Source organism: Actinoplanes palleronii, from assembly GCF_016862315.1.
Lineage (GTDB): Bacteria > Actinomycetota > Actinomycetes > Mycobacteriales > Micromonosporaceae > Actinoplanes > Actinoplanes palleronii.
The window spans coordinates 1-16,627 of the sequence record NZ_BOMS01000197.1 but is presented as its reverse complement, the minus strand read 5'-3'; the positions used below and the strand labels follow the sequence as shown (position 1 = coordinate 16,627).

1 protein-coding gene is annotated in these 16,627 nt (G+C 74.2%); it reads left to right on the top strand.

Going from position 1 to position 16,627, the window contains the following annotated elements; genetic code table 11:
* Positions 1 to 16,627 (top strand): type I polyketide synthase (locus Apa02nite_RS51805; RefSeq protein WP_275412930.1); only part of this gene is annotated, 16,627 nt, incomplete at both ends.

Sequence of the window (16,627 nt, the reverse complement as noted above, 5' to 3'; positions counted from 1 at the left end):
GCAGCACGTCCGGCAGCCGGTGCGGTTCGCCGACGCGATCGCGGCACTGGACGGGGTCACCAGCTTCATCGAGCTGGGCCCGGATGGCGTGTTGTCGACGATGGTGGACGGGGCGGTGCCGATGCTGCGCCGCGATCGTGACGAGGTCACCACGGCGCTGACTGCCTTGGCCACCCTGCACGTGCAGGGCGTGCCAGTCGACTGGACGCCGCTGTTCGCCGGTGTGCGCCCGGCTGAGCTGCCCACCTACGCGTTCCAGCGTTCGCGCTACTGGCTGGAGAGCCGCCCAGCGCCGTCCTCCGCCCCCGCCGACGCCACGTTCTGGACCACTGTCGAACGCAACGACCTGGCCGGCCTGGCCGCCGGTCTGGGCGTCACCGCCGAAACCCTGGCACCCGTGCTGCCCGCCCTCGCCGCCTGGCGCGAGCGGGGCCGCGAACGCTCCGTCCTCGACACCTGGCGCTACCGCGTCACCTGGAAACCCGCCACCCTGAGCCCCGCCGTCCCGGCCGGGACCTGGGCGCTGGCCGGCCCCGATCACCACGGCCTCACCGAGCTGCTCACCGGGCTCGGCGTCCCGGTCGTCGACTGGGCCGCAGCCGGACCAGACCTGGCCGGCGTGCTCGCCACCCCGCGAACCCCGGCCGAGGCTCTCGACGTGGCCCGCGCCGTCGCCGAGACCGGCCGGGCCGTCCCGCTGTGGTTCGTCACCCGGGGCGCGGTCGCCACCGGCCGCGCGGACGGCACGGTCGACGTCGACCAGGCCGCCGTCTGGGGCCTCGGCCGCGCCGTGGGCCTGGAACACCCCGAGATGTGGGGCGGCCTGCTCGACCTGCCCGCGACACTCGACGCCCGCGCCGCCGCCCGTATCGGCGCGATCCTGGCCGGCGCACTCGGCGCCGAGGACCAGATCGCGGTACGCGGCTCCGGTGCGCTCGTCCGCCGGCTCGCACCCGCCCCGGCCGGCACCGCGCCCGCCTGGCGCCCGCGCGGCACCGTGCTGATCACCGGCGGCACCGGCGGGCTCGGCGCGCAGGTCGCCCACTGGGCCGCCGCGCAGGGCGCGGACCGGCTGGTGCTGGTGTCACGGCGCGGACCCGGCTCGCCCGGCGCTGCCGCTCTGCTGGCCGCCCTGCCGCACGCCGAGATCCACGCCTGCGACCTCGCCGACCGCGACGCCGTCGCGGCGCTGCTGGCCACCGTCGGACCGGTCGACGCCGTGGTGCACGCGGCCGGGGTCGCCGCCGACGTGCCGGTGCTCGACGCCGACCCGGCCCACCTGCACGAGGTCCTCACCGGCAAGGTCGACGGCGCCCGCCACCTCGACGAGCTGGCCGGCGACGTGGACGCGTTCGTGGTGTTCTCGTCGATCTCCGGGGTGTGGGGCAGCGCGCAGCAGGCCGCCTACGGTGCCGCCAACGCCGCGCTGGACGCGCTGATCACCCGGCGCCGCGCGGCCGGCCGGCCCGGCACCGCGGTCGCCTGGGGGCCGTGGGCCGAGGTCGGCATGGCCGCCGACACCGAGGTGGCCGCCCAGCTGCGCCGCCGGGGTCTGCAGCCGATGGATCCGCGCCGGGCGGTCGCCGCCCTCGCCGCCGCGGTCGGCGCCGGGGACGTCGCGGTCACGGTCGCCGACGTGCGCTGGGCGGAGTTCCTGCCGTCGTTCACCGCGGCCCGCGCCCGCCCGCTCTTCGACGACCTTCAGCCGGCCCCGACCCCCGCCGCCACCGGCACGGTCTTCTCCGGCTTCGCCCAGCGCCTCGCCGAGCTGCCCGGCACCGACCGGGAACGGCACGTCGCCGACCTGGTGCGCACCCACGTCGCCGCGGTCCTCGGGCACGCCTCCACAGTGGCGATCGCCGGTGACCGGGCGTTCAAGGACCTGGGCTTCGACTCGCTCACCGCGGTCGAGCTGCGCACCCGGCTGCAGAGCGCCACCGGGCTGACCCTGCCCGCCACGCTCGCGTTCGACCACCCGAGCGTGCAGCGGCTCGGCGGGTACCTGCTCGGCCAGCTCACCGGCACCGTCGCTGCCGTCGCCACGCCGACCGTACCGGTCGCGGCCACCGACGACCCGATCGTCATCGTCGGCATGGGCGTCCGCTTCCCGGGCGGCGCGGACACCCCCGAGGCGCTGTGGGATCTCGTCGCTTCCGGGTCCGACGCGATCGGCGAGTTCCCCCGCGACCGCGGCTGGGACCTCGACGGCCTCTACCACCCTGACCCCGATCACCCCGGTACCACCTACACCCGCGAAGGTGGCTTCCTCTACGACGCCGCCGACTTCGACGCGGGCCTGTTCGGCATCTCGCCGCGCGAGGCCCTGGCGATGGACCCGCAGCAACGGCTGCTGCTCGAAACGTCGTGGGAGGCGTTCGAACGGGCCGGGATTGACCCGCTGAGCCTGCGCGGCCAGCAGATCGGCGTGTTCGCCGGCACCAACAGCCTCGACTACGCCAGCCGCGCCGGCACGCTCCCCGGCGGCCTCGAAGGTCACCTGCTCACCGGCACCGCCGCCAGCGTCGTCTCCGGCCGCCTTTCTTACACGTTCGGCCTGGAAGGCCCGGCCGTCACCATCGACACGGCGTGCTCGTCGTCGCTGGTCGCGCTGCACCTCGCCGTGCAGGCGCTGCGCTCCGGCGAATGCACGATGGCGCTGGCCGGCGGTGTGGCGGTGATGTCCGGCCCGGAAACGTTCGTGCAGTTCTCCCGGCAGCGCGGTCTCGCCACCGACGGCCGCTGCAAGCCGTTCGCCGCTGCCGCTGACGGCACCGGCTGGGCCGAGGGCGCGGGGATGCTGCTGGTTGAGCGTCTTTCCGCGGCTCGCGCTTCCGGGCATCACGTTCTTGCTGTGGTACGGGGGACAGCCGTCAATCAGGATGGCGCGTCGAATGGGTTGACCGCGCCGAATGGTCCCGCGCAGCAGCGGGTGATCCGTCAGGCTCTGGCCAACGCGGGGCTGAGCGCCGCTGACGTCGATGCGGTGGAGGCACACGGCACCGGGACGACGCTGGGTGACCCGATCGAGGCGCAGGCGCTGCTCGCCACCTACGGTCAGGACCGGGAGCGGCCGCTGCTGCTGGGCTCGATCAAGTCGAACATCGGTCACACCCAGGCGGCCGCGGGGGTCGCGGGCATCGTCAAGATGGTCCTGGCGCTGCGCCACGAGACGCTTCCGGCCACCCTGCACGTCGACGAGGCGTCCCCGCACGTCGACTGGAGCACGGGCCGCGTTGAACTGCTCACCGAGGCTCAGCCCTGGACAGCGGGTGACCGGCCGCGCCGCGCCGGAGTGTCCTCGTTCGGCATGAGCGGCACCAACGCGCACGTGATCATCGAGGAGCCGCCGGCTTCCTTGCAGGCGCAGACGGAGGCGCTGACCCTGCCGGTGGTGCCGGTGCTGGTGTCCGGTCACACCGCGGAGGCCCTGGAAGCGCAGGCTCTCTGGAGCGTCGACGGTGACATGCTCGCCATCGGTGCAGCTGCCGCCCGGCGTGCCGCGTTGTCGCATCGCGCCGTGATCCTCGGCGAGACCACCGTCCGGGGTGTCGCCCGACCTGGCCGCCTGGCGTTTCTGTTCACCGGCCAGGGCGCCCAGCGGCGCGGCATGGGCCGGGGTCTCTACGCGACGTTCCCGGTGTTCGCGGATGCCTATGACGCGGTCGCGGTGCATCTGGACATCGACGAGTCCGCGCTGGATGAGACCGGAAATGCCCAGCCGGCGTTGTTCGCCCTCGAGGTGGCCCTGGCGGCGCTGTTGCGCTCGTGGGGTGTCGTTCCGGATGTGCTGGTCGGTCATTCGATCGGTGAGATCGCGGCCGCCCACGTGGCCGGGGTGCTGTCGCTGGAGGACGCGGCGGCGCTGGTATCCGCGCGTGGCCGGTTGATGCAGGCGCTCCCGGCCGGTGGCGTGATGCTCGCGGTGCAGGCGTCCGAGGACGAGATCCGCGCGACGTTCCCGGATGTCGACATCGCGGCGGTCAACGGGCCGCGTGCGGTGGTGGTGTCGGGCCTCTCGTCGGACATTTCTCCCATCGAGCAGCAGGGGTGGAAGACGACCCGGCTGCGGACCAGCCACGCGTTCCACTCCCGGCTGATGGACCCGATGCTCGACGAGTTCCGGGCCGTGGTGACCACCCTGACGTTCACCGGCACCGGTGACTGGGCTGACCCGGAGTACTGGGTCCAGCACGTCCGGCAGCCGGTGCGGTTCGCCGACGCGATCGCGGCGCTGGACGGGGTCACCAGCTTCATCGAGCTGGGCCCGGACGGGGTGTTGTCGGCGATGGTCGACGGCGCGGTGCCGATGCTGCGCCGTGACCGGGACGAGGTCACGACCGCTCTGACCGCCCTGGCGACCCTGCACGTGCAGGGCGTGCCGGTCGACTGGGCGCCGCTGTTCGCCGGGGTCCGGCCCGCCGACCTGCCCACCTACGCCTTCCAACGGTCGCGCTACTGGCCCGACGACGCTCCCGCCGCCGAACCCGCCGACAAGGACACCGACTTCTGGACCGCGGTCGACGACGGCTCACTCGCCGACCGGCTCGGCCTGCCCGCCACCGCCCTCACCGACGTCCTCCCGGCCCTGGCCTCCTGGCGCGCCCGGTCCCGGGAACGCTCGCTGACCGACGGCTGGCGCTACCGGATCCAGTGGGAGCCGGCCACCCCGGCCCCCGACACCACCCTCGCCGGCACCTGGTCCGTCGCCGGTGAGGACCGGTACCGCCTGGCCGACATCCTCACCGCCGCGGGTGCCACCGTGGTGCCGCTGACCGAGAGCACCGGCACGGACCTCGCGGGCATCCTCGCCGCGCCGGCCTCGCTGCCCGACGCCCTCACGCTGGTCCGTGGCCTGGTCACCGCCGGGCAGCCCGTCCCGCTGTGGCTGGTCACCCGCGATGCGGTCGCCGCCGGCCCGGCCGACATCGATGCCGCCGCCCTCTGGGGCTTCGGCCGCGCCGTGGGCCTCGAACACCCCGAGATCTGGGGCGGCCTGCTCGACCTGCCCGCCACGATCGACGCCCGCGCCACGGCCCGGATCGCCGCAGTACTCGGCGGCGCCCTCGGCGCCGAGGACCAGATCGCCGTACGGGCCAACGGCACCCTGGTACGGCGGCTCGTCCCGGCCCCGGCAGCCACCGCGCCGGACTGGCAGCCGCGCGGCACCGTGCTGATCGCCGGCGGCACCGGCGGTCTCGGCGCCCAGGTGGCCCGCTGGGCCGCCGCGAACGGCGCCGAACGCCTGATCCTGGTCTCCCGCCGCGGCGCCGCGGCGCCTGGCGCCGCCGACCTGGTGACGGAGCTGCTGGCCGAGCTGCCCGCCGCCGAGACGCGCACCGGCGACCGTGCGGACCGCGCCGCCGTCGAGGTGCACGCCTGCGACCTGGCCGACCGGGCCGCGGTCGAGACCCTGCTGGCAGCCGTCGGGCCGGTCGACGCGGTCGTGCACGCCGCCGGTGTGGGCGAGGACGTAGCGCTGCTCGACGCGGACGCCGCACACCTGCGCCGCGTGGTCGACGGCAAGGTCGACAGCGCCCGGCACCTCGACGACCTCGCCGGCGACGTGGACGCGTTCGTGGTGTTCTCGTCGATCTCCGGAGTGTGGGGCAGCGCGCAGCAGGTGGCCTACGGTGCCGCCAACGCCGCCCTGGACGCGCTGATCGCCCGGCGCCGCGCCGCCGGTCGGCCCGGCACCGCGATCGCGTGGGGACCGTGGGCCGAAGTCGGGATGGCCGCCGACCAGGAGGTGGCGCACCAGCTGCGCCGCCGTGGCCTCACCCCGATGGCACCGGCCCGTGCGCTGGCCGCCCTCGCCACCGCGGTCGGCGCCGGCGACGACCAGGTTGTGGTCGCCGACGTGCGCTGGGCCGACTTCCTCCCGTTGTTCACCGCAGTCCGCGACCGCCCGCTGTTCGCCCGCCTCACTCCCGAGGCCGCCATCCCGGCCGGTCTTGCCACCGCCGACCGGCCCGGCACCGGCCTGACCGCCCGGCTGGCGCCGCTCACCCTCGCGGAACGGCATCGCACCGTGCTGGACCTGGTCCGGGCCGCGGTGGCCGCGGTGCTCGGCCACGCCTCGGCCACGGCGATCGCCGCGGACCGCGCCTTCCAGGACCTCGGCTTCGACTCGCTCACCGCGGTGGAGCTGCGCAACCGGCTGCAGGCCACGACCGGGCTCACTCTGCCCGCGACCCTGGTCTTCGACTATCCCGACGCCGACCGGCTGACCACGTTTGTGCTCGGCCGGCTCACCCCGGAAACCGTGGTATCGGACGCCACCGTCGCCCGCGCCGTCGCCACCGCCGACGACCCGATCGTCATCGTCGGCATGGGTCTGCGGCTGCCGGGTGGGGTGGAGTCACCGGAGCAGTACTGGGATCTGGTCTCGTCCGGTGGTGAGGGGATCGGGGCGTTCCCGGTGGATCGGGGATGGGATCTCGATCGGCTCTATCACCCGGACCCGGACCACGCCGGAACGTTTTATGCCCGTGGTGGCGGTTTCCTCTACGGCGCCGGTGACTTCGACGCGGAGCTGTTCGGGATCTCGCCGCGCGAAGCCCTCGCGATGGACCCGCAGCAACGCCTGCTGCTGGAGACGTCCTGGGAAGCGTTCGAGGCCGCCGGCGTCAACCCGCTCGGCCTGCGCGGCGAACAGGTCGGCGTGTTCGTCGGCGCCACCTTCATGGGCTACGGCAGCGGACCCCACGACACCGCTGACGGCGTCGAAGGTCACCTGCTGACCGGTACCGCGTCGTCGGTGATGTCCGGCCGGATCTCCTACACGTTCGGCCTGGAAGGCCCGGCCGTCACGGTCGACACGGCCTGCTCGTCGTCGCTGGTCGCTTTGCACCTGGCGGCGCAGGCGCTGCGCTCGGGTGAGTGCTCGATGGCTCTGGTCGGCGGCGTGACGGTGATGCCGGACGCGGACGTCTTCGTGGAGTTCTCCCGCCAGCGTGGTCTGTCGGCCGACGGTCGCTGCAAGTCGTTCGGTGCGGGCGCCGACGGCACCGGCTGGTCCGAGGGCGCGGGCATGCTGCTGGTCGAGCGGCTGTCGGCAGCCCGCGCGGCCGGGCATGAGGTCCTGGCAGTGGTCCGGGGGAGCGCCGTCAACCAGGACGGCGCGTCCAACGGGCTGACCGCGCCGAACGGTCCCGCGCAGCAACGGGTCATCCGGGCCGCCCTCGCGGGGGCGGGCCTGGCGCCATCCGAGGTGGACGTTGTCGAAGCCCATGGCACCGGGACCACGTTGGGTGACCCGATCGAGGCGCAGGCGCTGCTGGCCACCTACGGCCAGGACCGCGTCGGCGGGCCGCTGCTGCTCGGGTCGGTGAAGTCGAACATCGGTCACACCCAGGCCGCCGCCGGTGTCGCCGGCATCGCCAAGATGATCCTCGCGATGCGGCACGAGACGCTGCCCGCCACCCTGCACGCCGACGAACCGTCCTCGCACGTCGACTGGTCGGCAGGCGGTGTCGAGCTGCTGACCTCAGCCCGGGCGTGGGCGGCAAGCGACCGGCCGCGTCGCGCCGGTGTGTCGGCGTTCGGTGTCTCCGGCACCAACGCGCACGTGATCCTGGAGGAGCCGCCGACCGATGTCGCCGTAGCCGCGTCGCCGCTGACCTTGCCGGTGGTGCCGGTGCTGGTGTCCGGTCACACGGCGGAGGCCCTGGAAGCGCAGACGGCCCGGCTGCCGCTCGACGGCGAGCTGGCGGCGGTGGGTGCCGCCACGGCGCGCCGTGCCGCGCTGGCACATCGCACCGTGCTCCTCGGTGATGTCACGGTCAGCGGGGTTGCGCAGTCCGGTCGTCTCGGGTTCCTGTTCACCGGTCAGGGCGCGCAGCGGCGCGGCATGGGCCGGGGTCTCTACGCGACGTTCCCGGTGTTCGCCGACGCTTACGACGCGGTCGCGGTGCATCTGGACATCGATGAGTCCGCGCTCGACGAGACCGGAAATGCCCAGCCGGCGTTGTTCGCCCTCGAAGTCGCCCTGGCAGCGTTGCTGCGGTCGTGGGGTGTCGTTCCGGATGTCCTGGTCGGGCACTCGATCGGTGAGATCGCGGCCGCCCATGTGGCCGGGGTGCTGTCGCTGGAGGACGCGGCGACGCTGGTGTCCGCGCGTGGCCGTCTGATGCAGGCGCTCCCCGCCGGTGGCGTGATGCTCGCGGTGCAGGCGTCCGAGGACGAAGTCCGCGCGGCGTTCCCCGACGTCGACATCGCGGCGGTCAACGGGCCGCGAGCGGTTGTCGTGTCCGGCATCGAGGCGGACATTTCGCCCGTCGAGCAGCATGGGTGGAAGACGACGCGGCTGCGGACCAGTCACGCGTTCCACTCGCGGTTGATGGACCCGATGCTCGACGAGTTCCGGGCCGTGGTGACCACCCTGACGTTCACCGGCACCGGTGACTGGGCTGACCCGGAGTACTGGGTGCAGCACGTGCGCCGCCCGGTGCGGTTCGCGGATGCCATTGCGGCTTTGGACGGGGTCACCAGCTTCATCGAGCTGGGCCCGGACGGGGTGTTGTCGGCGATGGTCGACGGGGCGGTGCCGATGCTGCGCCGTGACCGTGACGAGGTCACGACCGCTCTGACCGCTCTGGCGACCTTGCACGTGCAGGGTGTGCCGGTGGACTGGACGGCACTGTTCGCCGGGATTCGGCCCGATCAGCTGCCCACCTACGCCTTCCAGCGCCAGCGGTACTGGCTGCAACCCCGCCGGGAGGGCGCCGCCGCCGCGGCCGACGCCGAGTTCTGGGAGCCGGTCGACCGAGGCGACCCGCTTGCGCTGGCGGGCCGGCTCGGCGTACCCGTGACGGTCCTCGAACCGCTGCTGCCCGCACTCAGCGCCTGGCGTGAGCGCAGCCGGGAACGCTCGCTGCTCGACGGCCGGCGCTACCGGGTCACCTGGAAACCCGCCACCGGCCTCACCGCCGGGGCGCCGCGGGGCGTCTGGGCGGTGCTCGGCGACGACACCCTCGGTGTCGCCGCCGCGCTGAGCGACCTCGGTACGCAACCCGTGGTGCTGGCACCCGACGACCGCGACGAGCTGGCCACCCGGCTGCGGGAGCTGGCACCGGCCGGTCTGCTGGTGCTGCCCGCAGTGCCTCTTCCCGGCCTGCTCACCGCCGTCCAGGCGGCAGCCGACACCGGCGTCCCGCTGTGGATCCTGACCCGCGGCGCGGTGACCACCAGCCGCGCGGACGGCGCCCCCGACGTGGACCAAGCGGCCACCTGGGGCCTCGGCCGCGTCGCCGGCCTCGAACACCCCGAGATCTGGGGCGGCCTCGTCGACCTGCCGGACACCCTCGACACCCGCGCCGTTGGCCGGCTCGGCGCGGTCCTGGCCGGTGGGCTCGGCGCCGAGGACCAGATCGCGATCCGCGGCAGCGGCGTCCTGCTGCGCCGCCTCAGCCCCGCACCCGCCGGCCGAGGCGAGCGGCCCGGCACCGAGCCGATCGGTGGTGGCGGCGGTGAGTGGCGGCCTTCCGGCACCGTGCTGATCGCCGGTGGCACCGGTGGGCTGGGCGCCAAGGTGGCCCGCTGGGCCGCCGCGAACGGTGCCGAGCGCCTGATCCTGGTCTCCCGCCGTGGCAACGCGGCGCCTGGCGCCGCCGACCTGGTGACGGAGCTGCTGGCCGAGCTGCCCGCCGCCGAGACGCGCACCGGCGACCGTGCGGCCCGCGCCGCTGTCGAGGTGCACGCCTGCGACCTAGCCGACCGGGCCGCGGTCGAAGCTCTGCTGGCAGCCGTCGGACCGGTAGACGCGGTCGTGCACGCCGCCGGTGTGGCCGAGGACGCCGCGCTGACGGCCGCCGACGCCGCACACCTGAACCGGGTGCTCTCCGGCAAGGTCGACGGTGCCCGGCACCTCGACGAGCTGACCGGCGACCTGGACGCGTTTGTCGTCTTCTCCTCGATCGCCGGCGTGTGGGGCAGTGCCGGACAGGCCGCCTACGCCGCCGCCAACGCCGCCTTGGACGCCGTGGTCGCCGGCCGACGTGCCCGGGGCCTGCCGGGCACCGCGATCGCCTGGGGACCGTGGGCCGAGTCCGGCATGGCCGCCGACGCCGAGGTGAGCGCCCTGCTGCGCCGCCGCGGCCTCACCCCGCTGGACCCGGCGACCGCCCTCACCGCGCTGGCCGCCACGGTCGGCGCCGGCGAGGACCACGTCACGGTCGCCGACCTGCGCTGGACCACGTTCCTGCCCGCCTTCACCGCCACCCGGGCCCGGCCGTTCTTCGCCGACCTCCCGGCCGCCCAGGCCGTCGAGGCACCGGCAGTCCCCGGCGGACCCGAACAGTCGGCCTTCGCCCGGCGCCTGTCCGGCCTGACCCCCGCCGACCGGTCCCGGCTGGTCGCCGAGGTGGTCCGCACCCACGTTGCTGCCGTCCTCGGTCACGACTCCACCGCGGCGATCGCACCGGGCCGTGCGTTCAAGGACCTCGGCTTCGACTCGCTGACCGCGGTCGAACTGCGCAACCGGCTGCGCGCCGCCACCGGGCTGACGCTGCCGGCCACCCTCGCGTTCGACCACCCGACCGCGGCCCGGCTCGCCGACTTCCTGCTCGCCCAGGTCACCGGCCGCTCCGACACCGTGGTCACCGGCGTCGCGGCCGCTACCAGCGACGACCCGATCGTCATCGTCGGCATGGGCCTCCGGCTGCCCGGTGGGGTGGAGTCACCGGAGCAGTACTGGGATCTTGTGGCGTCCGGTGGTGAGGGGATCGGGGCGTTCCCGGTGGATCGGGGATGGGATCTCGATCGGCTCTACCACCCGGATCCGGACCACGCCGGGACGTTCTACGCCCGCGGTGGCGGTTTCCTCTACGGCGCCGGTGACTTCGACGCCGGGCTGTTCGGTATCTCGCCGCGCGAGGCCCTCGCCATGGACCCGCAGCAACGGCTGCTGCTGGAGGTCTCGTGGGAGGCCATGGAGCGCGCCGGCGTGGACCCGCACGGGCTCGCTGGTCAGCCGGTCGGCGTGTTCGTCGGCGCCACCGCGATGGGCTACGGCACCGGCCCGGTGGAGTCCGTCGACGGCATCGAAGGTCACCTGCTGACCGGCACGGCGTCGTCGGTGATGTCCGGCCGGATCTCCTACACGTTCGGCCTGGAAGGCCCGGCGGTCACGGTCGACACGGCCTGCTCGTCGTCGCTGGTCGCTTTGCACCTGGCGGCGCAGGCGCTGCGCTCGGGTGAGTGCTCGATGGCTCTGGTCGGTGGCGTGACGGTGATGCCGGACGCGGACGTCTTCGTGGAGTTCTCGCGGCAGCGCGGCCTCGCGGCCGACGGCCGCTGCAAGTCGTTCGGTGCCGCGGCGGATGGCACGGGTTGGTCGGAGGGCGCGGGGATGCTGCTGGTTGAGCGTCTTTCCGCGGCTCGCGCTTCCGGGCATCACGTTCTTGCTGTGGTACGGGGGACAGCGGTCAACCAGGACGGCGCGTCGAATGGGCTCACCGCGCCGAACGGTCCCGCGCAGCAGCGGGTGATCCGTCAAGCCTTGGCCAACGCCGGGTTGACCGCGGCGGATGTAGACGCGGTGGAAGCACACGGCACCGGCACGACGCTGGGTGACCCGATCGAGGCGCAGGCGCTGCTCGCCACCTACGGCCAGGACCGTTCCGGCGGGCCGCTGTGGCTGGGCTCGGTGAAGTCGAACATTGGTCACACGCAGGCCGCCGCCGGTGTCGCCGGCATCGCCAAGATGATCCTCGCGATGCGCCACGAGACCCTGCCGGCCACCCTGCACGCGCAGCAGCCCACCCCGCAGGTGGACTGGTCGGCCGGCGACATCGAGCTGCTGACCGAGGCACAGCCGTGGGCGGCAAACGACCGCCCGCGTCGCGCCGGTGTGTCGGCGTTCGGTGTCTCCGGCACCAACGCCCACGTGATCCTGGAGGAGCCTCCGGCTTCTCCCCAGGAGAAGGCGAAAGCGCTGACCTTGCCGGTGGTGCCGGTGCTGGTGTCCGGTCACACGCCGGAGGCCCTGAAAGCGCAGGCTGTCTGGACGCTCGATGGTGATGCGCTGGCGATCGGTGCGGCTGCCGCCCGGCGTGCCGCGTTGCCGCACCGCGCCGTGATCCTCGGCGAGACCACCGTCCGGGGTGTCGCCCGGCCCGGCCGGCTGGCGTTCCTGTTCACCGGTCAGGGCGCGCAGCGGGCCGGCATGGGCCGGGGCCTCTACACGACGTTCCCGGTGTTCGCGGACGCCTTCGACCGGGTTGCGCTGCATGTGGACGCGCACCTCGACCGCCCGCTCGGCACGGTCCTGGCCGACCCGGAGCTGATCCACCGCACGGGTTATGCCCAGCCCGCGTTGTTCGCCGTCGAGGTGGCACTCGCTGCGCTGCTGCGTTCCTGGGGCGTGACCCCCGATGCGGTGGTCGGCCACTCGATCGGTGAGATCGCGGCCGCGCACGTGTCCGGGGTTCTCTCGATCGAGGATGCGGCCACCCTGGTCACCGCCCGTGGCCGTCTGATGCAGGCACTCCCGGCCGGTGGCGTGATGCTGGCGGTGCAGGCGTCCGAGGACGAGGTCCGGGCAGCGTTCCCCGATGTCGACATCGCGGCCATCAACGGGCCGCGTGCGGTCGTCGTGTCCGGTCTCGAAGCCGACATTGCGCCCATCGAAGGCCAGGGGTGGAAGACGACCCGGTTGCGGACCAGTCACGCGTTTCACTCGCGGTTGATGGACCCGATGCTCGACGAGTTCCGGGCCGTGGTGACCACCCTGACGTTCACCGGCACCGGTGACTGGGCTGACCCGGAGTACTGGGTGCAGCATGTGCGCCGCCCGGTGCGGTTCGCTGACGCGGTCGCGGCACTGGACGGGGTCACCAGCTTCATCGAGCTCGGACCCGACGGGGTGTTGTCGGCGATGGTCGACGGGGCGGTGCCGATGCTGCGCCGTGACCGTGACGAGGTCACCACGACACTGACCGCCCTGGCCACCCTGCATGTGCACGGCGTGCCAGTCGACTGGACGCCGCTGTTCGCCGGTGTGCGCCCGGCTGAGCTGCCCACCTATGCCTTCCAGCGCGAGCGCTACTGGCTGCGGAACGCCGCCCGCCCGGCGGACACCCTCGACGCCGGTTTCTGGACCGCCGTCGAACGCGGCGACCTCCCCGCTCTCGCCGCCGAACTCGGCGTCGACGACGACACCGTCGCCACTGTGCTGCCCGCCCTGGCCAGCTGGCGCGCCCGCGGCCAGGAACGCTCCCGGATCGCCGGCTGGCGCTACCACGAAACCTGGAAGCCGGTCACCGACCCCGGCCCGGCCCGCCTCACCGGCACCTGGTTGCTCCAAGCCTCCGACAAAACCCAGGCCACCGACGAAACCCAGGCCACCGACGAAACCCAGGCCACCGACGAAACCCAAGCCGCGGGCGAATCGCAGGCCGCCGCCCTGGTCGCGGCCATGACCAGCCACGGTGCGACAGTGCTGCGCCTGCCGTCCGGCACCCGCGACGACCTCGCCGCGTGGCTGCGCGCCCTCGACACCCCCGTCAGCGGTGTCCTCTCCGCCTGCGGTTCGCTCGACGACACCCTGGCGACCGTCCAGGCCCTCGGCGACGCCGGGATCACCGCACCGCTCTGGCTGGCCACCCGCGGCGCGGTCACCACCGGCACCGCCGACCCGGCCGCCGCGCCACGGTCCGCTGCCACCTGGGGCCTCGGCCGGGTCGCCGCCCTTGAACACCCCGACCGCTGGGGCGGCCTCGTCGACCTGCCCGAGCGGCTCGACGCCCGCGCCGGCACCCGGCTGGCCGCCGTCCTCGCCGGCCGTCTCGGCGAGGAGACCGAGATCGCCGTCCGCGGCACCGGTCTGCTCGTCCGCCGCCTCGCGCAGGCACCGGAACCGTTCGGCAGCGCCTGGGAGCCCCGCGGCACCGTGCTGATCACCGGCGGCACCGGCGGACTCGGCCGCCAGGTGGCCCGATGGGCCGCCGCCCACGGCGCCGCCCGCATCGTCCTCGTCGGCCGCGGCATCACCGGCAGGCCCGTCACCGACAAGGCCGTCAACGGCAGCGCCGCCACCGACAGCGCCGCCACCGAAAAGGCCGCCACGACCGGTGACCTGACCGACCTGCTTGCCGAACTGCCCGGCGTTGAGGTGCGCGCCTGCGACCTGACCGACCGGGATGCCGTCGCGGCACTGGTCGGCGAGTTCGGCGGGGATGCCGACCTGGCGATCGTGCACGCCGCCGGCGCCCTCGACGACGGCCTGCTGACCGGCCTCGACCCGGACCGGCTCGACGCGGTCCTCGCGCCCAAGGCCGACGCCGCGTGGTGGCTGCACGAGCTCACCGCGCACCGGCCGCTCACCGCGTTCGTGCTGTTCTCCTCGACCGCCGGTGTGCTCGGCAACCCCGGGCAGGCCAACTACGCCGCCGCCAACGCGGCCCTCGACGCGCTCGCACGGCATCGTGGGGCCGCCGGGCTGCCCGCCACCTCGATCGCCTGGGGACCGTGGGCCGACGCCGGCATGATGGCCGGGCACGCGGACACGGCCGGGTTCCGCCGGGCCGGCCTGGCGCTGCTCGACCCCGCACCGGCGCTGGCCGCGCTGGCCGCCGCGGTGGGCAGCGGCGAACCGGCTGTGCTGGTCGCCGACGTGCGCTGGGACCGGCTCGCCGCCGAACTGGGCGCGGTCCGGCCCGCCACGGTGCTGGCCGACCTGCCCGGCGTGCGGGTCGGTGGGCGCGAGGTGCCCGTTTCCGGGCGGCTTTCGCTCGTACAAATGACTGATTTTGATCCTGTTGAAGCGCGACGCGCGCTGCTGACCGAAATCCGCGACCACGCCGCGGCCGTGTTGGGCCACGGCTCTGCCGACGCGGTCGCACCCGGGCGCTCCTTCCAGGACCTCGGATTCGACTCGCTGACCGCGATGGAGCTGCGCAACCGCCTCGCCGCCGCCACCGGACTCACCCTGCCGGCCGCGCTGGTCTTCGATTATCCGGACGCTGACCGGCTTGCCGGGTTCCTGCTCGACCGGCTCGCGCTCACCCCGCCCGCGGCCGGCCCGGCGGCACCCGGAACCACCACCGTCGCCACCGGCGACGACCCGATCGTCATCGTCGCGCTGGCCTGCCGCTTCCCCGGCGGCGCGGACACCCCCGAGGCGCTCTGGGACCTGCTCGCGACCGGCACCGACGCGATGGGCGAGTTCCCGGCCGACCGTGGCTGGGACCTCGACGCCCTCTACCACCCGGATCCCGCGCATCCCGGCACCACCTACACGCGGGCCGGCGGTTTTGTGTCCGGCGCCGGCGAGTTCGACGCCGGCCTGTTCGGGATCTCGCCGCGTGAGGCCCTCGCGATGGACCCGCAGCAGCGGCTGCTGCTCGAGACGTCGTGGGAGGCGTTCGAGCGCGCCGGACTCGACCCGCTCGGGCTGCGCGGCGAGCAGATCGGCGTGTTCGCCGGCACCAACGGCCAGGACTACGTGGCGCTGCTGGACGAGGGGCAGGCCGACGTCGCGGGCTCGGCGGGCCACATCGGCACCGGTAACGCCGCGAGCGTGCTGTCCGGTCGGGTGTCCTACACGTTCGGCCTGGAGGGCCCGGCCGTCACGGTGGACACCGCCTGCTCGTCGTCGCTGGTCGCGCTGCACCTCGCGGCGCAGGCGCTGAGGTCCGGCGAGTGCACGATGGCCCTGGTCGGCGGGGTGACCGTGATGGCGACGCCGACCGCGTTCCTCGACTTCAGCCAGCAGCGCGGCCTGGCCGCGGACGGCCGGTGCAAGTCGTTCGCTGCCGGCGCGGACGGGACCGCATGGGGCGAGGGCGCCGGCGTGTTCCTGATCGAGCGCCTCTCCGCGGCGCGAGCAGCGGGCCGGTCCGTCCTTGCCGTGGTACGCGGTACCGCGGTCAACCAGGACGGCGCTTCCAACGGGTTGACCGCGCCGAACGGTCCCGCCCAGCAGCGGGTCATCCGGGCCGCCCTCGCGGGGGCGGGCCTGACCGCGTCCGACGTGGATGCCGTGGAGGCGCACGGGACCGGCACCACGCTGGGTGACCCGATCGAGGCTGAGGCGCTGCTGGCCACCTACGGCCAGGACCGTTCCGGCGGGCCGCTGTGGCTGGGGTCGGTGAAGTCGAACATCGGTCACACCCAGGCCGCTGCCGGTGCCGCGGGCATCCTGAAGATGGTTCTCGCGCTGCGCCACCAGACGTTGCCGGCCACGCTGCACGCCGACGAGGCGTCGCCGCACGTGGACTGGTCGGCCGGTGCCGTGGAGCTGCTGACCGAGGCTCGGCCGTGGCCGGTGGGGGAGCGGCCGCGCCGTGCCGGGGTGTCCTCGTTCGGCATCAGCGGCACCAACGCGCACGTGATCCTGGAGGAGCCGCCGACCTCGCCGCAGGCGCACACGGCGGCGCTCGACCTGCCGGTGGTGCCGGTGCTGGTGTCCGGTCACACGCAGGAGGCCCTCGAAGCGCAGGCTCTCTGGAGTGTCGACGGTGACGTGCTCGCCGTCGGTGCGGCTGCCGCGCGTCGTGCCGCGTTGCCGCACCGCGCGGTGATCTTGGGCGATGTCACGGTCCGGGGTGTCGCCCGGTCCGGTCGGCTGGCGTTCTTGTTCACCGGTCAGGGCGCGCAGCGGGCCGGCATGGGCCGGGGGCTCTATGAG